Origin of the sequence: Streptomyces sp. KL116D (genome assembly GCF_030766975.1) — a bacterium.
GTDB classification, from domain to species: domain Bacteria; phylum Actinomycetota; class Actinomycetes; order Streptomycetales; family Streptomycetaceae; genus Streptomyces; species Streptomyces longispororuber_A.
Genome location: NZ_JASERH010000136.1, coordinates 886107 through 905934, shown reverse-complemented (window position 1 = coordinate 905934; position 19828 = coordinate 886107). Strand labels below are relative to the sequence as shown.

General features: G+C 69.8%; 18 protein-coding genes and 2 tRNA genes. 9 read left to right on the top strand and 11 right to left on the bottom strand.

Annotated features, from left to right (window positions below; genetic code table 11):
* The first annotated feature begins 109 nt into the window (after nucleotides 1-109).
* Together RBJ77_RS52730 and RBJ77_RS52725 are read left to right on the top strand one after the other, a co-directional pair.
* Entirely contained in the window at nucleotides 110-676 is a 567-nt protein-coding gene (locus RBJ77_RS52730; protein WP_255978013.1) for a hypothetical protein, read from the top strand.
* Nucleotides 677-682: 6 nt separating this feature from the next.
* A complete protein-coding gene (locus RBJ77_RS52725; protein WP_372351479.1) occupies nucleotides 683-1360 on the top strand; it encodes a class F sortase in 678 nt (225 codons plus the stop codon).
* A 266-nt stretch (nucleotides 1361-1626) separates the two neighbouring features.
* On the opposite strand, the gene RBJ77_RS52720 is transcribed toward RBJ77_RS52725, so the two are convergent.
* Entirely contained in the window at nucleotides 1627-2352 is a 726-nt protein-coding gene (locus RBJ77_RS52720; protein WP_372351478.1) for an ANTAR domain-containing protein, read from the bottom strand.
* Between the two features lie 190 nt (nucleotides 2353-2542).
* Between RBJ77_RS52720 and RBJ77_RS52715 the strand changes: the two genes are divergently transcribed.
* Nucleotides 2543-3544 carry a glycoside hydrolase family 6 protein gene (locus tag RBJ77_RS52715; RefSeq protein WP_372351477.1) on the top strand — a complete coding sequence of 334 codons (1002 nt, stop codon included), beginning with the start codon at nucleotides 2543-2545 and terminating at the stop codon, nucleotides 3542-3544.
* Between the two features lie 79 nt (nucleotides 3545-3623).
* Here the strand turns inward: RBJ77_RS52715 and RBJ77_RS52710 are convergent, their stop codons facing one another.
* From RBJ77_RS52710 to RBJ77_RS52695, 4 genes are all read right to left on the bottom strand, one after another.
* Entirely contained in the window at nucleotides 3624-5561 is a 1938-nt protein-coding gene (locus RBJ77_RS52710; RefSeq protein WP_372351476.1) for a galactose oxidase-like domain-containing protein, read from the bottom strand.
* Nucleotides 5558-7513, bottom strand: a complete 1956-nt coding sequence (locus RBJ77_RS52705; protein WP_372351475.1) for a glycosyltransferase family 2 protein — start codon at nucleotides 7511-7513, stop codon at nucleotides 5558-5560. The genes RBJ77_RS52710 and RBJ77_RS52705 overlap by 4 nt, the downstream gene beginning before the upstream one ends.
* Before the next feature lie 340 nt (nucleotides 7514-7853).
* Nucleotides 7854-8549 carry a FadR/GntR family transcriptional regulator gene (locus RBJ77_RS52700; protein ID WP_372351474.1) on the bottom strand — a complete coding sequence of 232 codons (696 nt, stop codon included), beginning with the start codon at nucleotides 8547-8549 and terminating at the stop codon, nucleotides 7854-7856.
* 176 nt (nucleotides 8550-8725) lie between these two features.
* Nucleotides 8726-8799: transfer RNA gene (locus RBJ77_RS52695), tRNA-Lys, on the bottom strand.
* Between the two features lie 197 nt (nucleotides 8800-8996).
* Here RBJ77_RS52695 and RBJ77_RS52690 point away from each other — a divergent pair.
* The 5 genes from RBJ77_RS52690 to RBJ77_RS52670 all read left to right on the top strand — a co-directional run bounded on the left by RBJ77_RS52690 (nucleotide 8997) and on the right by RBJ77_RS52670 (nucleotide 14526).
* Entirely contained in the window at nucleotides 8997-10301 is a 1305-nt protein-coding gene (locus RBJ77_RS52690; protein ID WP_372351473.1) for a peptidoglycan-binding protein, read from the top strand.
* A complete protein-coding gene (locus tag RBJ77_RS52685) occupies nucleotides 10298-11470 on the top strand; it encodes an SPFH domain-containing protein (protein WP_372351472.1) in 1173 nt (390 codons plus the stop codon). The genes RBJ77_RS52690 and RBJ77_RS52685 overlap by 4 nt, the downstream gene beginning before the upstream one ends.
* Nucleotides 11471-11656: 186 nt before the next feature.
* The gene (locus RBJ77_RS52680; protein WP_255978032.1) at nucleotides 11657-12253 is read left to right on the top strand and encodes a lytic polysaccharide monooxygenase; all 597 of its coding nucleotides are present in this window, start codon (nucleotides 11657-11659) and stop codon (nucleotides 12251-12253) included.
* A 119-nt stretch (nucleotides 12254-12372) separates the two neighbouring features.
* Complete coding sequence (locus tag RBJ77_RS52675) at nucleotides 12373-12807, top strand: DUF3592 domain-containing protein (RefSeq protein WP_372351471.1); 435 nt, start codon at nucleotides 12373-12375, stop codon at nucleotides 12805-12807.
* Between the two features lie 54 nt (nucleotides 12808-12861).
* Complete coding sequence (locus RBJ77_RS52670) at nucleotides 12862-14526, top strand: AMP-binding protein (RefSeq protein ID WP_372351470.1); 1665 nt, start codon at nucleotides 12862-12864, stop codon at nucleotides 14524-14526.
* A gap of 409 nt (nucleotides 14527-14935) precedes the next feature.
* Here RBJ77_RS52670 and RBJ77_RS52665 read toward each other — a convergent pair.
* The 6 genes from RBJ77_RS52665 to ehuB all read right to left on the bottom strand — a co-directional run bounded on the left by RBJ77_RS52665 (nucleotide 14936) and on the right by ehuB (nucleotide 19137).
* Nucleotides 14936-15009: transfer RNA gene (locus RBJ77_RS52665), tRNA-Lys, on the bottom strand.
* Between the two features lie 60 nt (nucleotides 15010-15069).
* Nucleotides 15070-15840, bottom strand: coding sequence for an IclR family transcriptional regulator C-terminal domain-containing protein (locus tag RBJ77_RS52660; protein WP_255980855.1), 771 nt, complete (start codon nucleotides 15838-15840; stop codon nucleotides 15070-15072).
* Between the two features lie 172 nt (nucleotides 15841-16012).
* On the bottom strand, nucleotides 16013-16828 hold the full coding sequence (gene ehuA / locus RBJ77_RS52655) for an ectoine/hydroxyectoine ABC transporter ATP-binding protein EhuA (protein ID WP_372351469.1): 816 nt from the start codon (nucleotides 16826-16828) through the stop codon (nucleotides 16013-16015).
* Nucleotides 16818-17486, bottom strand: a complete 669-nt coding sequence (gene ehuD, locus RBJ77_RS52650) for an ectoine/hydroxyectoine ABC transporter permease subunit EhuD (RefSeq protein ID WP_372351468.1) — start codon at nucleotides 17484-17486, stop codon at nucleotides 16818-16820. The genes ehuA and ehuD overlap by 11 nt, the downstream gene beginning before the upstream one ends.
* Nucleotides 17483-18232, bottom strand: a complete 750-nt coding sequence (gene ehuC / locus RBJ77_RS52645) for an ectoine/hydroxyectoine ABC transporter permease subunit EhuC (RefSeq protein WP_372351467.1) — start codon at nucleotides 18230-18232, stop codon at nucleotides 17483-17485. Before ehuC ends, ehuD begins: the two co-directional genes overlap by 4 nt.
* Nucleotides 18229-19137, bottom strand: coding sequence for an ectoine/hydroxyectoine ABC transporter substrate-binding protein EhuB (gene ehuB, locus RBJ77_RS52640; RefSeq protein ID WP_372351466.1), 909 nt, complete (start codon nucleotides 19135-19137; stop codon nucleotides 18229-18231). Before ehuB ends, ehuC begins: the two co-directional genes overlap by 4 nt.
* 109 nt (nucleotides 19138-19246) lie before the next feature.
* Here ehuB and RBJ77_RS52635 point away from each other — a divergent pair, with 109 nt between their 5' ends.
* Nucleotides 19247-19756, top strand: a complete 510-nt coding sequence (locus RBJ77_RS52635; RefSeq protein WP_372351465.1) for a DUF3830 family protein — start codon at nucleotides 19247-19249, stop codon at nucleotides 19754-19756.
* Nucleotides 19757-19828: the final 72 nt, after the last annotated feature.

Here is a 19828-nt window from a genome sequence, read left to right as displayed (position 1 = left end):
GATGCCGGTCCGGCACCGGTCCGGCCCCACCCGGCTGACCTGCGGCCGGGCCGCTCAAGATGCGGAATGCCGCCGCGCGCGTGAACCTGCCAGTACTAGGAGGTTCACGATGCGTGCTGGTCCGCTTGCTCTCCGTGCCGCAGGGGCGGCCGCCGTCCTGATGACCCTGCCGGTCACCGCGGCCCAGGCCGCCGACAGCGGCGGATCCGTCACCGTCTCCCCGTACGCCGTGCCACCGGGCACCGAGGTCGACCTGCGCGTCAGCGGCTGCAAGGGCACGACCGGCCGGGCCTACTCCGACGCCTTCGTCTCGCCCGGCGTGCTCGCGCCCTCCGCGGACCAGCCCACGCTCTTCGCGGAGGCCCGCGTCAAGTCGTCCGTCGCCCCGGGCAACTACGAGATCAAGGTGACCTGCGACGGCATCGACGGCAAGGTCAAGGGCACCGTCCGGGTCCTCGACAACCGTGCGACACCCACCCCGACGCCGACCGCGCCGGTGCACGCCGGAGGGGGCGGCGCCGCCGCCGAGCTGGCCGCCGCGCACACCCGCCCCGCCGCCGCGCCCAGCGAGGGCCCCGGCACCCGGCACGCCGTCATCGGCCTGGTCCTCGCCGCGATCGCCGCCGTGGCCGTCGCCTTCCGCAGCGTCCGGCGCCGCCGGTCCTCACCCCAGTAGGCCGACATGGCGAACGGCGACCGACCGCACGGCGCCGGGCGACTGATCACCGGCGTCGCCTGGGCGGTGCTGCTGCTCGGCCTGTGGCTGTGGGGCCGCGGCGTCACCGACGTGAACCTCTCCTCGCCGACGACCGGGGACGCGGCCGCCGTCGGCCGCCCCCTCGGCGTCGAGCTGCCCGCCGCCCACAAGCCCGTGAAGGCCGCGAAACCCCAGCGCATCGACGTCTCCGCGCTCAGTATCCAGGCCCCCGTCGTCGCCCGCGGCCTGGACGGCGGCGGCGCCATCGACCCGCCGCCCTACGACCAGGCCGGCGTCGTCGGCTGGTACGGCCAGGGCGCACAGCCGGGGGAGAAGGGCACGTCCCTGTTCGTCGGCCACGTGGACACCGAGACCCGGCCCGCCGTCTTCTACCACCTCAGCGAGGCCAAGCCGGGCGACAGCGTGCGGGTGGTGCGCGACGACGGATCGGTCGCCGAGTTCACCGTCGACGACGTCCAGGTCTTCTCCCGGGAGGCGTTCGACCCGCACGAGGCGTACGGGCCGCACCACTCGGACCGCGCCGAACTCCGGCTGATCACCTGCGGCGGCACCTTCGACAAGGCGTCCAGGACCTACACGGCGAACGTCGTCGTCTCCGCATATCTGTCGGGCATCAGCGAGGCGCCGAAGAAGGCGAGCTGACCCGGGCCCGGAAGGCACCTGGCCCGGCCGGCGGCCCGCTCCCCCCGGAGCCGCCGACCGGGCTGGTCCTCGACCGCGGGCGCAACGGGCTGCGGGAGTAACCCGGCGCCGACGCGGGAGGTTCTAGGGGTCCGTCCGGTCGAGAAGGCCGAGGTCTTGGGCCTGACACAGACTCTAGAACGGATGGGCGCCGCAGCCTAGAGGGCGTTTGACGCCAAGTACGAGGATGGTGGCACAGCGTGGTCGTCGCAGGTCGGAGCCTGTTTTCAGGCAGGTCCGGACTTGCCTGGATGTAACTCGTCCTCCGGCAGGGCGCGATGGACCACCGCTCGCGCGACCTGGTCGAGGGGCAGTCGTTTGCTGCGCGCGTACTGGCGCAACGTCGTGAACGCGGAGTCCGGCGTGGCCCGCCAGCGCTCGGCGAGCATGCCCTTTGCCTGTTCGATCCGCACACGGCTGGCAAGTGCCGATCGCAGTTGTCCCGCCAACGTCCTGTACTGGGCGTAAGCGCGATGGTTGAGCAGCCCCACGGCCGCCGCGTCGGCCAGGGTCTGTGCGATCGCCAATCCTCCTGTGCAGGTGGTGGGTTGAGGTGTGAAGACACTGATGGCACCGAGGAGGATCTCGCGCTGGCGCAGGGGTACCGCGTAGGTGGTGGTGATGTCGTGGCGGAGGGCGACCGCGGTGAAGACCGGCCAGCGCATCGCCGCCGCCTCGGAGGCCAGGTCGACCGGCGGCACCGGCTTCCCCGTCTTCAGGCTGTCGTGCGTCGGCCCGGAGGTGCGGCCCGCTTCCAGCAACTCCTTCACGAGCTCCGGGCGTTCCGAACTGTGCGCGGCGGGGACCGGCCGCCCGTCCGACTCCAGGAGCGTCACGCCGGCACCCCGCGCGCCGAGGAACTCCACGCAGTGGTCGGCCAGCCGGCTCAGATAGCGCGCCGGGTCGAAGTCGTCGAGGAGGGTGTCCGCGGACTCGACCAGGACTGTGGCCAACCGCAGCTCATGAGTGTGGTGTGGCATCGTCCACGGCCCCTTCCGTCCCACTGGGCAGCGCTCTCCTGGTCGGCGCCTACCCTCCATCCGAAGGCTGTAACAGCTCTTTGACAAGGGCCGTCCGGCCTCGTGACCCGGCCGGGACGTATGTCACGATTGAGGACCAGACAGTGCACCCAAGGGGGAGTGGATGTACCGGAAACTGAGGACTGGAGCGGTCGTCGTGGGGGCGGCGCTGCTCGTGTCCGCGTGTTCCTCCGGAGGCGACGGCAAGGACAACTCCTCGGCGTCTCCCGTCGAGCAGCAGCCCAGGAGCGCCGACCCGTTCTGGGTCAATCCCGAGAGCAAGGCGGCCAAGGCCGTCGCGGACCTGGAGCAGGACGGCAAGGGCGACGAGGCGAAGACGGTCCGCAAGATCGCCGAGCAGCCCAGCGGCGAGTGGATCATCCCGGAGAACGCGGAGGACCAGGCCCGCGGCTACACCGAGGCCGCCAAGAAGGCGAACCGCGACGCCCTGCTCGTCGTCTACAACATCCCGCACCGCGACTGCGGGAACTACTCGCAGGGCGGCGCCGCCGACGGCAACGCGTACCGGACGTTCATCGACCAGGTCGCCGCGGGCATCGGGGACCGCCCCGCCACGGTGATCCTGGAGCCGGACGCGGTGCAGCACATGGTGGACAACTGCACGCCCGAGCAGTTCCACGAGGAGCGCTACGACCTGCTCAAGGGCGCCATCGCCACGTTCAAGTCCCTGAAGAACACGACGGTCTACCTGGACGCGGGCAACGCGGGCTGGGGCAAGCCCGACCAGATCTTCCAGCCGCTGCAGTGGTCCGGCATCGACCAGGCCGACGGCTTCTCGGTGAACGTGTCGAACTTCTACACCACCGAGGAGTCCGTGAAGTACGGCAAGGAACTCTCGGCGAAGGTGGGCAACAAGCCGTTCGTCGTGGACACCAGCCGGAACGGGAACGGGCCGTACACCGGCGGCAAGGCCGACGAGCGCTGGTGCAACCCGCCCGGCCGGGCCCTCGGCGAGGCGCCCACCACCAAGACGGGCGACCCGCAGGTGAAGGCGTACCTGTGGGTGAAGCGGCCCGGTGAGTCGGACGGCACCTGCAAGGGCGGGCCCAAGGCCGGCGACTGGTGGGGCGAGTACGCGCTGAAGCTGGCGCAGGCCAGCAACTGACCCGGAGCGAACGCCGGAGGGCGCGGGGAGTCGGATCGACTCCCCGCGCCCTCCGGCGTTCCACGGCGTTCCGCGGGCGTTACGGCACGTGCACCCACTGCGCCTTGCTGGGCGTGCCCTGATCGTCCGTCACGAACAGCATGTACCAGCCCGACTCGACCAGCGACCGGTTCTTCGGGACGGTCACCGTGACCGAGTCCGCCGACTTCTTCAGGTCGAGCGCGATCGACGTCTGGTCGACGTCCGTGACGTGCGTGGACGCGCTGGGCCTGATCAGCCGTGCCGTCTTGATCGACGACGCGTGCTCCGTCTTGTACGTCGCCGACGCGCCCCGCCGGATCGTCTTCTCGCCGCCGTCCAGGGTCGGGCGCGAGTCCCGGTACAGGTACGGCGGCGTGTAGATCTCGATGCGCTGCTCGAACTCGCCGGGCTTGGTGTTCGCCTTGTCCGAGTAGAGCGAGTCGGAGCCGAAGAACAGCACCCGGCCGTCGGGCAGCAGCAGCGAACCCGAGTGGTAGTTCCGGCCCACCAGCGGGTCGGCGACCCGCTTGAACGAGTTCGTCCTCGCGTCGTAGAGCCGCGCCTGGTGGATGTTCGAGTCGCCGCGCCCGCGGTAGTCCTCCGAACCGCCCGAGACCAGCACGGAGTCGTCGGGCAGCACCGAGGCCTGCGGGTAGCGCGTGCCCTTCTCCAGCTGCGGGCCGTCCGTGAACTTCGGCGCCGCGTCCTTCAGATCGACGATCCGGGTCTTCTTGCTGGACAGCTTCGACTCACCGACACCGCCGCCGCCGATCACCATGTACTTCTGGTCCTGCGCGGGCGGCAGCTCGACCGTGTTGGCCGTCTCCATCATGTTCGCGTCCGAAAGACCCGGGATCTTCTGGAACTTGTTCGTCGTCAGGTCCCAGATGCCGGGCTTGCGGCCGACGTTGTCCGGGCCGTAGCCCGCGTTCGCGCCCGAGTAGAAGATCTTGCCGTTCGCCATCTGGAACAGCGCCGGGTACGTCGGGAACTGGCGGATGTCCTTCAGGTACGTCCACTTCTTCGTCTTCGGGTCGTACACCTCGTTCTTGCCGGGCACCAGCTGCCCGATCTCGTCGAGGCCGGAGACCGAGAGGACCTTGCCGTCCGAGAGCGTGGTCAGCGTCGGGTACCAGCGCGCCTCGTTCATCGGGTCGACCTTGATGTACCGCTCGGCGACCGGGTCGAACTCGTAGGAGTCCTTGATCCCCTGGAAGTCCTTCTTGTCGAGCGCCAGCTTCTGCGCGATGCCGTACACGTTGCGCGCGTCGGCACCGGTCAGGCCCTGCACCCGGTAGTTGTCCTGGGTGCCCGTCTCGTACTTCACGCCGGACTTCTGCGCCTCGACGTAGACCCGGCCGATGCCCGGCTCGTTGCGCAGGAACTTGCCGGTGTTCGGGTCGAAGACCTTCTTCGCGCGGTCGACCGTGATGTTGATGTCGGAGACGAACGTCTTGCCGTTCTCCTTGCCGGTGAACCTCGTGCCGGCCTTGATCGTCTTGGGCGCGTCCGGGTCCTCGTTGTGGACGATCATCAGGCCGCCGGCCTTGGTGACGTCGCCCTTGAGCTTCTCGTACTTCTTGGTGCCGCCCGCGATCAGCAGGTTCCCGTTCGCCAGCTGCGTGTGGCCCGTGCAGAACAGGTCACTGGGCGTCGGGATCTTCTTGATGGTCTTCTTCACCGGGTCGTAGAGCCGGGTGTCGAACTTCTTCGCGTCGAAGTTCTTCTGGTTGTTGCCCGAACCGGCCACCAGCAGGATCTTGCCGGTGTGGAGCAGCGCCGCGTGGATCGTGTTGAGGCGCATGTCCTTGGGGAACTCGACGACGTCCCACTTGCCGTTGTCGGCCTTGTACTCCGGTCTGTTGATCTTGTACTCGTGGTACTTGGCCGACCCGAAGCGATACAGCCAGGGTCCGTTCATCCCGGCCAGCGCCAGTACCACCACCGTGCCGATGGCTATGCGCCGGGCACGGCGGCGGCTCGCACCGTCTTTCACTTGTTACGTCCCCCCAGGGAGATCTGCATGGTCTGGTCGTTGCCCCCGTCGCTGCGGCCCGCGGCCCAACTGGGCTTCTGCTGCGGCACGCTGTGCGACGGCGCCGCCTGCTGGTGCGGCTGGGGCTGCGACGGTTCACCCGGCTCGGCGGCCGGCGGCTTGGGCTTCTTCTTCTCCTGCCGGAGCATGTAGCGCCACGCGAACATCGGCAGCGCGGTGATCAGCAGGGCGAAGCAGGCCCAGGTGATCATCGCGGGGTGCGAGTGCCCGTAGACGAATCCGGCGCCGATCGACCCGGCGAAGATGAGGATGAAGTACCAGTGGTAGCGGAAGGTCCCGAACCAGCGGTCGGGGCTCGCCGAGTCGCCCTTGGGGGTCACCACGAACTTGCTCTTGCGGCGCAGCACCGCGTCGACCAGTGCCTTCGCGTACAGCGGCGCCGACAGCGCGGACATCACCATGCCGGCCACACCGCCGGAACCCTCGGGCTCGTGCGGCGAGACGTTGTGCCGGCGGTTCCAGATGTAGAGGCCGATCTGCAGCGCCGACGCGTTGCCGTACAGCATCAGCCAGATCGTCGGGTCGATGTTCACGCCCGAGGCGCCCAGACCCAGGAACAGGGCACAACTCAGCGCCGCCAGGATCCAGTTGAGGGCCGACATCGGGTAGAAGATGATCATCATCGTGTAGTTGAAGAGCTTGCTCGGCGGAAGCGAGAACCAGCCCTTCCAGTACTGCTTGAGGATCGTCTCGTACGTGCCGCGGGACCAGCGCATCTGCTGCGTGAAGAAGTCCGTCCAGGCGCTCGGGCCCTCACCGACGGCCAGCACGTCCGGCGTGTACACGGAGCGCCACTTCCTGCCCGTGGCCGGGTTCTTGTGGCGGTGGATCTCGAAGCCGGTCGCCATGTCCTCGGTGATCGAGTCGTACAGACCGCCGATCTGCTTGAGGGCCTTGATGCGCACGGCGTTCGACGTGCCGACGAACATCGGCGCGCCGTAGCGGTTGCCCGCGCGCTGGATCAGCGCGTGGAAGAGGAACTGCTGCGACTCGGCGGCCTTGGTGACGAAGTTGTCGTAGTTGCCGTAGACCTGCGGGCCGATCACGAAGCCCACGTTCGGGTCGCGGAAGAAGCCGAGCATCCGCTCCAGGTAGTTCGGCAGCGGCACGTGGTCGGTGTCGACCGAGGCGAAGTAGTCGTAGTCGTCGCCGTGCGCGTCCAGCCAGGCGTTGTAGTTGCCGTGCTTGGTCTTGGCGCGGTGCGGGCCCTTCGGCTGGTTCCACTTCGCGACGCCCTTGCGGGAGAAGTGGTGCACGCCGAGCCGCTCGCAGACCGCCTTGACCTCGGGGTCGTCGCCCTCGTCGAGGAGCCAGATGTGCAGCAGCCCCCGGTGGCGCAGCTTGACCGCCGCCTCCAGGGTCTTGGTGACCATCTCGATCGGCTCCTTGCCGGGCACGAACGAGGTGAGGAAGGCGACTCTCGTGCCGGTCTCGGGCACCACCGGGATCGGGTCGCGGGCGACCAGCGTGGCGTGCGCGTTCGACAGCACGTTCATGCAGCGGAAGAACTCGATCAGACCGATCGACACCAGCATCACGATGTCGAGCGTGGGCAGGAAGTCGTACTCCACGTAGTCGCGTTCGGTCCAGTGCTCGGGCTGGAGCAGCCAGAACAGCAGGACGAGCGAGAGCAGCGGCGCGGCGCCCAGCATCAGCGCGGCCCGTATCCGGTGCGGCTCCTGCGAGAGCAGGGAGCGGTACTGCACCTCGTACGGCTTGTTCGGATCGGGCTGGGTGAGGGGTCCTGCGAGTCGGCTGTAGTGCTCGTAGTCGTACCGCGGCAGCGTCTTCTTGATGCGCCGGAAGCCGCCGGTGCGGTGCGGTGGCACCCGCAGCTGGGTCGTCTGGGACGGGTCGAAGCCCTCGCGGGCGCCCGTCGGCGTCGACGTCATGATGAGTCATCCCCCCGCACGCGAGTCACCGCGTGGTCGTCGGTCCTCGTCAGGGTCCGGTCCCCCTCGACCTTTCCCTGACGTATCAGTGGCAGGCCACCGTCCCACCCTCTCTAAGACTGGAACGACAACCTTCCGGTTGCATGATGCCCCCCTCGACATCGCTTCATGAACGGGGCCCCCATCCCCGCGCCGTGCGCAACCGGACCGTGCCGTGTTCCCGCCACATGCAGGCCCCAACTGCCTTGCACCGTAAGCCTCATTGGAGCCAATGGCTCCAGGATAGGGTGCTGCGCCCCGGCTCATGATCGCAAGGGCGATACGCAGCGAAACACGGTGTTTACCGGTCTTGCTGTGGGGTTGCTGTCAATCGGCGCCGAATGTTGGTGAAGTGATCCCTTATGGCCTGTTCTGCCCTGATCGCATCGCCGGACCGTACGGCGTCGAGGATGTCCCGGTGCTGACGGCATGTCACGTGTGGGTCCTGCGGGACGTCCGCGAGGTCCGTGCGCACCCGGTGGAACGCCTCCCAGAACGCTTCCAGCACCTCGCCGAGCAGGGGATTGCCCAGGCCCCGGTAGAGCGTGGCGTGAAATGCCCGGTCGGTGGCCGCCGCGACGGATCCGTCGGGGGAGTCGGCCTCCTTCTCCATCCGCCCCACGAGGGCGTCGAGTTCGGCCAGGTCCTCCTCGGGCACGCGGCCCGCGAGCCGGGCCACGAGGCCGGTCTCCACGGCCTCGCGCAGTTCGAGGAGCTGGCGGAGGCTGTCCTCTCCGCGGTAGTGGGCGGCGACCGTGCGGAAGGTCAGGCCCTCGACCATCGGGGCCATCGACATCGGGCCCACGTAGGTGCCGAAGCCGTGCCGGATCTCGACGATGCCCATCGCCTGCAGCGCCTTGAGCGCTTCGCGTACGGAGTTGCGGCTGACGCCCAGCAGCTCCATCAACTCGGGTTCCGTGGGCAGGGAGGCGCCCGGCGGCAGCCGCCGCTCCACGATCAGCCTCTTGATCCACTCCTGAAGGTCCCGCTGCGCCATGCGCTCACCGTATCCGGCCGGGAGTGTTTGTTCGACTGACCGCCGGTGGGGGTGTCCTGCCGTTCGGCTGCCGGCCCGGTGGGGGCTGGTCGCGCAGTTCCCCGCGCCCCTGGAGGGCGCACTGCGTGCGGCCCATGCGAAAGGCCCCCACCGGAGTGGGAGCCTCTCGTTGTCGGTGCGCCGCCAGGGACTCGAACCCCGGACCCGCTGATTAAGAGTCAGCTGCTCTAACCAACTGAGCTAGCGGCGCCTGCTGACCTGCGTAACTTTACCCGACCTCCAGGGGTGCTCCTGACCACTCGACGCGCCGGGGAAGGGGGTGATTTGTAGGGATTTCCATCATTCGGACCGTCAACATGCGATTTGTTCAGACAGTTGAGACGCTTCCTGCGTGCGAGCACGAGGCGGAATAGAGCAGTGGGCGGCACGGGAGTGTGAGGGGATCGCATGGAGAGTCCGGTATTCGAGGAGATCGAGCCGGCGGACGACTGCGGGTGCGCGGGATGCGTCCAGTGGCGCGGAGCCGTTCCGCATCCGGTGCGGACGAAGGCCGGCGCCCGGCACGCCCTGGTGATCGCGGCAGCGGCCGGCACCGTCATCGGCGGCCTGCAGACCGCCGCCCCGGCCACCGCGACCGAACACCACGAGGCCAGACCCGGCGACCCGACCCCGCCCCCGGCCGGCGGGCCGACGACCCCGCAGGGTGGGACCAGCCCGCTGCACGGCGCGCCGGGCCAGGCCGCCGGCTCCGTCGACCTCGCGCAGCAGAGCGCGCTGCGCACCACGACGCGGGCCGCGATCATCAACCGCGCCAAGACCTGGGTCGCGGCGAAGGTCCCGTACAACATGGACAAGTACTGGACGGACGGGTACCGGCAGGACTGCTCGGGCTTCGTCTCCATGGCGTGGGACCTGCCGGGCAACGAGTGGACCGGTTCGCTCGCCACCTACGGCACCCGGATCACCAAGGCGCAGCTGCAGCCCGGCGACATCCTGCTCTTCCACAACCCGGCCGACCCGGAGAAGGGGTCGCACGTCACGATCTTCGGCGGGTGGACGGACTACACGCGCACCTACTACATCGCGTACGAGCAGACCCGGCCCGGCACGCGGAAGCAGGCGACGCCCTACGCGTACTGGAGCAACTCCAGCCGCTACCTCGCCTACCGCTACAAGGGCGTGAAGGCGGGCGGCACCTCCGGGTCGGGGGCCTCGACGACCAAGTTCCCGGGGGCGGCCTCCTTCGGGCCGGGCGCCGACAACGCGTACGTCACCCAGCTCGGGCGGCTGCTCGTGGAGCGGGGCGGGAAGCGGTTCTACACCCAGGGGCCGGGGCCGCGCTGGGGCGACGCCGACCGCAGGGCGACCCAGGCGTTCCAGCGGGCGCAGGGCTGGACCGGGGCGGACGCGGACGGCATTCCCGGGCCCACGACCTGGTCGTACCTGGTCAGCGGGAAGGGGAAGGACATCCCGGGCGGGAGTGCCGGGAGCGGCGGGAGCACCGGGTCGAAGGTCCCGGCCTTCCCGGGGACCGGCTCGTTCCGGCCCGGCGCGAACAACGCCGCCGTCACGCAGCTCGGCAAGCAGCTCGTGAAGAAAGGTTTTGGCAGGTACTACAGCCAGGGCCCGGGGCCGCGCTGGGGCGAGGCCGACCGGCGGGCCGTCGAGGCGTTCCAGCGGGCGCAGGGCTGGCGGGGCGCCGCGGCCGACGGCTATCCGGGGCCCGAGACCTGGCGACGGCTCTTCTCATGAGCACGGCTTCCTCGCACGAGTGCAGTGATCGCAACGCGGAGGGTTCGATGACCGAAACCGAGAGTGGGGCGCGGGGCGCTCGGCTCATCCACAACGAGGCCACCACCGAGATCCCTGTCCACCTCCTGTTCCGCGACGACCCGGACCCGGTCCCCGTGCCGATGAGCCCCGTGGTCGTCGGCACCGGCACCGGCACCGGCACCGGTACCGGGAGCACCGGCCGGCCCGCGGCGCGCCGGATGCCGCAGCGCGCGCCCGTCCGCCCGGTGCCCTCCGTCGACCCGGAGATCGTCGAGCGGCCGGGGCGGGTGCTGCCGGGCGCGGCCGGGGTGTTCGGCGGGGCGGTGGGCGCGGCCGGAACCGCGGTGTCGCTCGGCTGGGCCGGGGCGCTGCCGAGGATCATGACGGAGATCGCCGGGCTGCCCGGGTACGAGGGGGCGGGGCTCGGGCCCGTGCAGTGGGCGGCGGTCGCGGGCTCCGGCGCGCTCGCGCTCCTCGGCTTCGGCGGGCTCGCGCGCGGGCGGACCGGGCGGGCCTGGGTGCTCACGCTCTTCGGGCGGTACCGGGGGAGCGTGCGCAGGGCCGGACTGATGTGGGTGAACCCGCTGTTCCTGCGCCGCCGGGTCGACGTACGCCTGCGGCACTGGCGCAGCGAGCCGATGCCCGCGGTCGACGCGAACGGGGTCGCGCTGCGCGTCGTCGTTCTCGTGGTGTGGCGGATCAAGGACACCGCGAAGGCGACGCTCGGGGTGGAGGACCACGAGGAGTACCTGCGCGCGTGCGTGGAGGCGGACATGGCGCGGGTGCTGTCCCAGCTGCCCGCGGACGCCTTCCACGAGGACGCGCCGACGCTGCGCAACGCCGAGGCCGTCGGCGGGCTGCTCACCCGGCGCCTGGCGGCGGACGCCGAGCCGGTCGGCATCGAGGTGTTCTCGGCGCAGCCGACCCGGATCGAGTACGCGCCCGAGGTGGCCGCCGCGATGCAGCGCCGCCGGATCGCCGCGCTCGACGCGCAGCACCGGGACTCGGTCCTGACGTCGGTCGTGGACTCGGTGGAGGACACGGTGACCCGGCTGACCACACGGGGTCTGGTCGAGCTGGACGACTACGAGCGCAAGGCGCTCGTGAAGGATCTGACGGTGGCGTTCTACACCGGGCGAGGTGAGTGACGCTCCTCGGGACGGACGGGTCCGGCGGGCCCGGTGGGTCCGGTGGGTCCGGTGGGTCGTGCGGTGCGGCTCCGCTATTGGTATGGACATGTTCAACTTCCGGCAATACATTGGGAGTTGGTCTAGACCTGAACTATCGCTGTGCGCACGGCTACCGGAACTCCCCACACCCCCAGGAGCGGCAGCATGCGAAAGAGGATCTACGCGGGCCTGCTGGGTCTGACCACCGCCGGGGCCTTCGCGCTCTCGGCCGGTGGCGCCAGCGGCCACGGCTACACCGACCTGCCCATCAGCCGGCAGAAACTCTGTGCCAACGGCACGGTCAGTGGCTGCGGCAACATCCAGTGGGAGCCGCAGAGCGTCGAGGGGCCCAAGGGCTTCCCGGCCGCGGGCCCCGCCGACGGGCAGATCTGCTCGGCGGGCCACGGCGAGTTCGGCGCGCTGAACGCCGCCAAGCAGCCGAACGGCACCGCCTGGCCCACCACGAAGGTGACGGGCGGTCAGAACTACACGTTCCGCTGGCAGTTCACCGCGCGGCACTCCACCACGGACTTCCGCTACTACGTCACCAAGGACGGCTGGGACGACAGCAAGCCGCTGACCCGGTCGGCCCTGAACACCACCCCCTTCCTCACGGTGCCCTTCAGCGGCCAGCCCCCGGCGACCCTGTCGCACTCCGGTGCGCTGCCGTCCGGCAAGTCGGGGCACCACGTGATCCTCGCGGTGTGGACGATCGCGGACACCGCGAACGCGTTCTACGCCTGCTCGGACGTCACGTTCTGAGGTCCGGGATCTCTGAGGTCGCCTTGAGGCTCTTCCGGCCCGGATGCGGGTAACTTCCCTGCGCACCACCCCGTCTCGACCGCGGGGCGGTGCGCAGGGTTCGAGCACGGGGGAGTCCCATGGACGTCATCTTCTACGGGGCGCCGGCGTTCATCGCCTGCGTCGCGCTGGCCGTCGGCTGCGCGGTGCTGCGCCGCACGCTGCACCTGCGTGCGGCCTGGCGCGGCGGGCTCACGGCGGAGGCGCGCTGTCTGCGCGCGTACACGAAGGCGCGCGGCGGCGACCATCCGCGCACGGTGCACCACCACGTCTACGAGTTCACCACCCGCGAGGGCGGCACCGTCCGCTTCGACGAGGAGGGCGGCCCCGCCACGACCGTCGCCGGGGACGTCGTGGTCGTGCACTACACGGACCGCCGCCCCGAGCACGCCACGGCCAGGGAGCCGCGACCGGTGGCGAACCTGACGGGAACGGTGCTCCTGATCGGATTCCTGGGCCTCGTGGTGGGCTGCTGCGTGTACTTCGTGACCGATCTGCCCACGGACGCCTTCTGATCCGCCGACCCGCCCCCTCCACATCTGACGGTACGTCAATTATCGTGCGCCGCCATGGGATCCATGACGCGCACCTTCGCCGAACTCGTCCAGGCGCGGTGGCAGGACCACCGGCCGGGACTCGCGTTCGAGGATCAGGTTCTCAGCCATCACCAGATCGCCGCGGGGGCGGCCGCCCGTGCCGTGCTGCTCGGCGAACTGCTGCCCCGCGGCGCCGCCCCGCACATCGGGGTGCTGCTCGACAACACCCCCGAGTTCCCGCAGTGGCTGGGGGCCGCCGCGCTCGCCGGGGCGGCCGTCGCCGGGATCAACCCGACCCGGCGCGGCGCCGAACTCGCCCGCGACATCACCCACACCGAATGCCGCGTCCTGATCACCGAGCGGGCCCATCTGCCGCTGCTCGACGGGCTCCGGCTGCCGGGCGTCCGGGTGCTCGTGACCGACACCGGCGCGTACGCGGAGCTGCTCGCCGACTACGAAGGGGCGGAGCCTGAGGTCGACGGGCGGGTCGGCCCCGGCGCGCACATGCTGCTGTACTTCACCTCCGGCTCGACCGGCGCCCCCAAGGCCGCCATCTGCACCCAGGGGCGCCTCGCCGCCGCCGGGCAGTCGCTGGTCGGCCACTTCGGCGTCCGGGCCGACGACGTGCACTACGTCTGCATGCCGCTCTTCCACGGGAACGCGGTCATCGCCGACTGGGCGCCGGCCATGGCGGCGGGCGCGGGCGTGGCGCTCAGACGGCGCTTCTCGGCCTCCGGATTCCTGGGTGACGTACGGAAGTTCGGGGCGACCTACTTCACGTACGTGGGGCGGGCCGTGCAGTACCTCCTGGCCACGGAGGAGCGGGCCGACGACCGGGACAATCCGCTGCGCGTCGGGTTCGGCACCGAGGCGGGGGCGGTGGACGCCGCGCGGTTCGAGGAGCGGTTCGGGGTGCGGCTCGTGGAGGGGTACGGGTCGTCGGAGGGCGGGGCCGCGGTGCAGCGCACGGCCGACACCCCGCCGGGTGCGATCGGGCGGGCGGTGGCCGGGGACGACCTCGCGGTGCTCGACCCGGTGACGCGGGCCGAGTGCCCCGCCGCCGTGTTCGACGCCGGTGGGCGGCTGCTGAACGGGGCGGCGGCGATCGGGGAGCTGGTGAACCGGGGGCGGTCGCCGTTCGAGGGGTACTGGCGCAATGACGGCGCGTACGCGGAGAGGGTGCGCGAGGACGGCTGGTACTGGACCGGTGACCTGTTCTTCCGGGACGCCGACGGCTTCCTCTACTTCGCCGGGCGCGGCGACGACAAGATCCGGGTCGACAGCGAGAACCTCGCCCCCGCGATGATCGAGAACATCCTCGCCCGGTGGCGGGAGGCGGCCGCCGTCGCCGTGTACGGGGTGCCCGATCCGGTCTCCGGGGACCAGGTGATGGCGACCGTGGCGCTGCGGTCCGGCGTGGGGTTCGACCCGCTGGGCTTCGGTGAGTTCCTGCTGGCGCAGGGGGATCTGGGGACCAAGATGGCGCCCCGGTTCGTGCGGGTGGTCGAGCGGATGCCGGTGACCGCGACGAACAAGGTGCGGCGGGGGGAGTTGCGGCGGGAGGGGTTCTGGAGCGGGGGCGAGCTGTGGTGGCGGCCGCCGGGTGAGGCGGCGTACGAGCGGCTCGACGCTGCGCGGCTCGACCGGTTGCTGGGTGAGTTCGTGGAGCGGGGGCGGCGGGAGCTGCTCACTCCGTGAGGGTGGTGGGGGTGGTGGGTGCGGTGCTCTTCGGCCGGCCGCGGGTGGGGGTTGGTCGCGCAGTTCCCCGCGCCCCTGGGTGGGGCGTGCCCCGGGAATTGTCGGCTTGCGGGAGGGTGCGGTGTTCTTTGGCTGACGGCTGGTGGGGGTTGGTCGCGCAGTTCCCCGCGCCCCTGGGGGGCGTGTTCGCGGGTGGGGTTGTCTTGCGGGAGGCGGGGTGGTCTTCGGCTGACGGCCGGTGGGGGCTGGTCGCGCAGTTCCCCGCGCCCCTGGCGGGGCGTTTCCCGGGGTGCGTCGGCTTGAGGGGGTGTGGGTGGCGGAGCCCCCACTGCGCGCGGCGCAGCCGCGCAAAAACAACGATGGCGGGACGGTTCGCGCTTTCCGCGAACACATCCCGCCACCGACAACGTGCGCCGCCAGGGACTCGAACCCCGGACCCGCTGATTAAGAGTCAGCTGCTCTAACCAACTGAGCTAGCGGCGCTTGCTGACTCGTAAATAGTACCTGGCCGGGAGGGGTGCTTCTGACCAACCGTGGGTGGGGTCAGATGGCCAGGGAGAGGAGGACCGGGGCCGCGCCCTTGTTCAGGCGGTCGGCCGCGTGGTGGAGGCGGTGGGCGTGTTCGACCGGGAGGGAGAGGGCCAGGCAGCCGACAGCCGCGCCGGCCGTGATGGGGACCGCCGCGCAGACCGTGCCGACCGCGTACTCCTGGAGGTCCAGGACCGGGACCGTCGCCGGCTGGGCGGCCAGTTTGGAGAGCAGGATCCGCTCGTTCGTGATGGTGCGCGAGGTGAGGCGGGCCATCTTGTGGCGGGAGAGGTGGTCCCGCCTGCCGTTCAGGTCGAGCTGGCCGAGGAGGCTCTTGCCGACCGCGCTGGCGTGCGCCGAGACGCGGAAGTCCACCCACTCGTTCACCGCGGGGGCCTCGGGCCCCGCCGCGTACTGGGTGACACGGACCTCGCCGTCGATGTACCGGCTGATGTAGACCGCCGCGCCCACCGTGTCCCGCAGCTCGTCGAGCGTGATCTGGAGCTTGGCGGTGAGGGCGGCCTCGCGGCCGTCGGCCGAGCTGAGCCTGGTCAGGGTCTCGCCCGTGACGTACGCGCCGTCGGCGGTCTGCTGGACGTAGCCCTCGCGGCGCAGCATGCGCAGGAGAGCGGTGAGCTGGTCGGCGGGCAGACCGGACACGCGCGCCAGCTCCGTGTCGGTGACACCGACGCCACGGTGGGCGACGGTCTCCAGCACGCGCAGAGCGTGCTGCACCGACTGGTGCGGCTGATGCGATGACGCATCCGGTTCGTGCTTCAGCGCCACGGGATCCCCCTGCATGGAACGGTTCCGGACAGCTGGGCTTCGTCCACGATAGCCGTCAACGCACCGATTCGGGGCGGCTGTTGGCGAGATTGGTGGCGCGTTCCGTGGCTCTCAACTGGAACGCGCCACCCTGGCATATGCCAAAGTCATGCTCCATTGCGTGAGCGGCTGGTCACAGGACCGCGCTCAGGAACTCTCGCGTGCGCTCGTGCTCCGGTTCGCTGAAGATCTTGTCCGGAGATCCGGACTCGATGACCCGGCCCGCATCGAACATCAGTACCTGGTCAGAGATGTCCCGAGCGAAATTCATCTCGTGGGTCACACAGAGCATGGTGATGTCCGTGGTGTGCGCGATGTCCCTGAGGACGTCGAGGACCCCCGCCACCAGCTCCGGGTCGAGCGCCGACGTCACCTCGTCGAGGAGCAGCACCTGCGGCCGCATCGCCAGCGCCCGCGCGATGGCGACCCGCTGCTGCTGGCCACCGGACAGCTGCGTCGGGTACGCGTCGCAGCGGTCGCCGAGCCCGACCATGTCGAGCAGCTCGCGGGCCCGCTCCTCCGCCTCGTCCTTCGACAGGCCGAGCACGGTGACCGGCGCCTCGGTGATGTTCCTGAGCACCTTCATGTTCGGGAACAGGTTGAACTGCTGGAACACCATGCCGATGTTCTTGCGGACCTCACGGATGTGCTTCTCGCCGGCCGGGACCAGGCTGCCGTTCTTCTGCTCGTGCGTGAGGTAGTCGCCGTTCACCTTGATCGTGCCCTGGTCCGGCTTGATCAGGGTCATCAGGAGACGGAGGATCGTCGTCTTGCCGGAGCCGGACGGGCCGATCAGCGTCACGTGCTTGCCGGAGGCGACCGAAAAGTCCAGCTCGTCGAGGACGGTGTTGCCGCCGAACCGCTTCACGACCTTGTCGAAGCGGATCAGCTCGCTCCCGTCCACCTTGGGATTGGGCTGTTCGTTGGAGAGGTTCGTGTCAGTGGACAAGGCGGCGCTCCAGGGATCGGAGAAGAAGGGATGCGGTGTAGGAGATGACGATGAAGGCGACACCGACGACCGTGAGGGCCTCCGTGTACTGGAACGTCTGGGCCGCCTCCAGGCGCGAGCGCTGCAGCAGCTCCAGGACGCCGATGCCCGCGAGCAGCGGGGTGTCCTTCAGCATCGCCACGACGTAGTTGCCGAGCGCCGGCACGACGCGGCGGATCGCCTGCGGCAGGATCACCGCGGTCCACGTCTTGCGGTACGGCAGGCTGAGCGCGCGGGCGGCCTCCCACTGACCGGCCGGGACCGCCTCGATGCCCGCGCGGTAGACCTGCGCGGTGTACGTCGAGTAGTGCAGGCCGATCGCCACCACACCCGTGGTGAGCGCGGAGAACTGGATGCCCCAGTCCGGCAGCACGAAGTAGAGGAAGAAGAGCTGCACCAGGAGCGGGGTGTTGCGGATGAACTCCGTGATGAGCCCGACCGGCCATCTGACGAAACGGGTCGGCGCCCGGAAGGCGAGCGCCCAGACCAGGCCGAGACTGAAGGAGATCAGCGAGCCGAGGACCAGCGCCTGGAGCGTGACGAGCAGGCCGTCCCAGAAGTGCGGCATGAAGTCGCCGACGGCCGACCAGTCCCAGGTGGATGCGGCAGTGGTGATCATGCGCCGCCACCTCCCGAGCCCGCCGGGACCTGCGACACGTCCGTCGTCTGACGCATGTTGAGCTTGCTGCCCATGATTCCGTTCCCGGCCGCGGGACGCTGTCCGATCCCCGCCTTGGTCTTGCGCTCCAGCGCACGCATCCCACGCGTCAGCAGGAACGCGATCACGAAGTAGATGACGAGCGTGAGCGAGTAGATCTCCGCGCTCTCGGTCGTCGCCAGACGCACCAGGTACGCCGCGAAGGACACGTCACCGATGCCGAGCAGCGAGACGAGGGCGGTGCCCTTGAGCAGCTCGATCAGGAGGTTGCTGAACGGCGGGATCATCTCCGGCACGGCCTGCGGCAGCAGGATCAGCCGCATCCGCTGCCACGGCGTGAAGCTCAGCGCGACCCCCGCCTCGCGCTGGGCCGGCGCCACCGCGTTCAGCGCGCCGCGCACGATCTCCGCACCGTACGCACCGTAGGACAGGCCGAGTGCGAGGACCGCCGCCCACATCGGGACGAGCGACCAGCCGGCTATCTGCGGCAGGACGAAGAAGATCCAGAACATCAGGACCAGGGCGGACGTGCCCCGGAAGATCTCGGTGTAGACGCCGGCCACGAACCGCACGATCCACAGCCGGTGCGTGCGGGCCATCCCGACGCCGAACGCCACGACCGTCGCCAACGCGGCGCTGTAGATGGTGAGTTGGATCGTGATCCAGATGCCGGGCAGTACCCAGTGTTCCCACAGTCCTGAGGTCATTGTCGGCACAGCTCCTTGGCGGTCAGCGTCGTCATCTCCGCCTTCGTGAAACCGAACGGCTGGAGAATCCGGAACAGTTCACCGCTCTTCTTCATCTTGTGGATCTCGACGTTGAAGGCGTCGCGCAGCTTCGTGTCGTTGGGGCGGAAGGTGAAGCCGCCGCCGTCGACGTGCTTCTTTCCGCCGACCAGCGGGGCGAACGGCTCGGTGGACTCGGCCTTGCGGCTCTTCTTGGTGACTTCGCGGGTCGTCAGGGCGGTGCCCGCGAAGACGTCGATCCGGCCCGACTCGACGGCGTTCAGACCGGCCACCTGGTCCTGGAGGATCACGATGTCGGCCTCTTTGTAACCGGCTTCGACGGCGTACGCGATCTCCGCGTAGCCGGTGCCGGTACCGATCTTGGCCTTGGCCTTCACGCAGTCCGCGTAGTCGTGCAGGTCCTTCGGGTTGCCCTTGGCCACGATGAAGGAGTCCAGCATCTGGTACTCGGGGTCCGCGAAGATGACCTGCTGGCACCGGTCCTTGTTGATGTACATCCCGGCGGAGACGACGTCGAACTGCTGCGTCTTCAGGCCGGGGATCAGAGAGGCGAAGTCGGTGGCGACGGGCTGGACGTGGCCGACGCCGAGCCGTTTGAAGATGACCTTGGCCAGCTCCACCGCCTCGCCCGTGAACTCGCCCGAGTCGTCGATGTAGCCGTACGGCACCTCGCCCGCGATGCCCAGGCGCACCGTGCCCTGGCCCTGCAGCCGGGCGAGGGTGTCGCCGTCCGGTACGCGGCTGCAGCCGGCCGCGCCGAGAGCGCCCGTCGCGCCCAGCGCGCCCGCGCCGAAAAGCAGTGATCGTCTGCGTAGAGGTCGTTTTTCCGCTATCTCGTTCGTCCGTGTCTCAGTTGGTGGAGCCATGGGCGCGCGGCTACCCGGCTCGACTCAACCTATGCCGATCAATTCGCGCCCCTGATGCGGGCGAGGCGGTCTTGACCGGGAGGGGTGGATGAGGTCGACCATGGGACGTATGGCTGCGAATCAGGACCGGTACCTCGAAGTCTCCCTGGCCAAAAGGGGCGTTACCTGTACGGCGAAACTGCTCGCCGACCGGGCGCCGCTGACCTGCGCGGCGGTGTGGGACGCACTGCCGCTCGTATCCGACGTCTATCACGCCAAATACGCGCGCAACGAGATCTACGCCCTGTTCCCGGCATTCGCGGAACAGGAGCCACCGCTGGAGAATCCGACGGTGACGCCCATTCCGGGTGACCTCTGCTATTTCTCCTTCAACGGTACGCAGTTGGGGTCGCAGTCGTACGGCTACGGAACGGGCGCCGGCGTCGACGCCGGAACTCCCGTCATCGACCTCGCGCTGTTCTACGAACGGAACAACCTGCTGTTGAACGGGGACGTGGGGTGGGTGCCCGGCATCGTGTGGGGTCAGGTGGTCGAGGGCCTGGACGAGATGGCGGCGGCCTGCCAGGACCTGTGGCGGAACGGGGCGGCGGGGGAGACGCTGGGGTTCCGGCGCGCCTGAGGTGCCCTCGCGCCGTTGGGGCAGTCAAGCCCCTGCGGCGATCGAGCGGCGGAGCCCCGTGGCCCTCGCGCC

What these genes read in the sequence shown, in the direction of transcription:
- RBJ77_RS52730 (WP_255978013.1), top strand. Translation starts at nt 110, where the DNA reads ATGCGTGCTGGTCCGCTTGCTCTCCGTGCCGCAGGGGCGGCCGCCGTC.
- RBJ77_RS52725 (WP_372351479.1), top strand. Translation starts at nt 683, where the DNA reads ATGGCGAACGGCGACCGACCGCACGGCGCCGGGCGACTGATCACCGGC.
- RBJ77_RS52715 (WP_372351477.1), top strand. Translation starts at nt 2,543, where the DNA reads ATGTACCGGAAACTGAGGACTGGAGCGGTCGTCGTGGGGGCGGCGCTG.
- RBJ77_RS52705 (WP_372351475.1), bottom strand. Translation starts at nt 7,513, where the DNA reads ATGACGTCGACGCCGACGGGCGCCCGCGAGGGCTTCGACCCGTCCCAG.
- RBJ77_RS52700 (WP_372351474.1), bottom strand. Translation starts at nt 8,549, where the DNA reads ATGGCGCAGCGGGACCTTCAGGAGTGGATCAAGAGGCTGATCGTGGAG.
- RBJ77_RS52690 (WP_372351473.1), top strand. Translation starts at nt 8,997, where the DNA reads ATGGAGAGTCCGGTATTCGAGGAGATCGAGCCGGCGGACGACTGCGGG.
- RBJ77_RS52685 (WP_372351472.1), top strand. Translation starts at nt 10,298, where the DNA reads ATGAGCACGGCTTCCTCGCACGAGTGCAGTGATCGCAACGCGGAGGGT.
- RBJ77_RS52680 (WP_255978032.1), top strand. Translation starts at nt 11,657, where the DNA reads ATGCGAAAGAGGATCTACGCGGGCCTGCTGGGTCTGACCACCGCCGGG.
- RBJ77_RS52675 (WP_372351471.1), top strand. Translation starts at nt 12,373, where the DNA reads ATGGACGTCATCTTCTACGGGGCGCCGGCGTTCATCGCCTGCGTCGCG.
- RBJ77_RS52670 (WP_372351470.1), top strand. Translation starts at nt 12,862, where the DNA reads ATGGGATCCATGACGCGCACCTTCGCCGAACTCGTCCAGGCGCGGTGG.
- ehuD (WP_372351468.1), bottom strand. Translation starts at nt 17,486, where the DNA reads ATGATCACCACTGCCGCATCCACCTGGGACTGGTCGGCCGTCGGCGAC.
- ehuC (WP_372351467.1), bottom strand. Translation starts at nt 18,232, where the DNA reads ATGACCTCAGGACTGTGGGAACACTGGGTACTGCCCGGCATCTGGATC.
- ehuB (WP_372351466.1), bottom strand. Translation starts at nt 19,137, where the DNA reads ATGGCTCCACCAACTGAGACACGGACGAACGAGATAGCGGAAAAACGA.
- RBJ77_RS52635 (WP_372351465.1), top strand. Translation starts at nt 19,247, where the DNA reads ATGGCTGCGAATCAGGACCGGTACCTCGAAGTCTCCCTGGCCAAAAGG.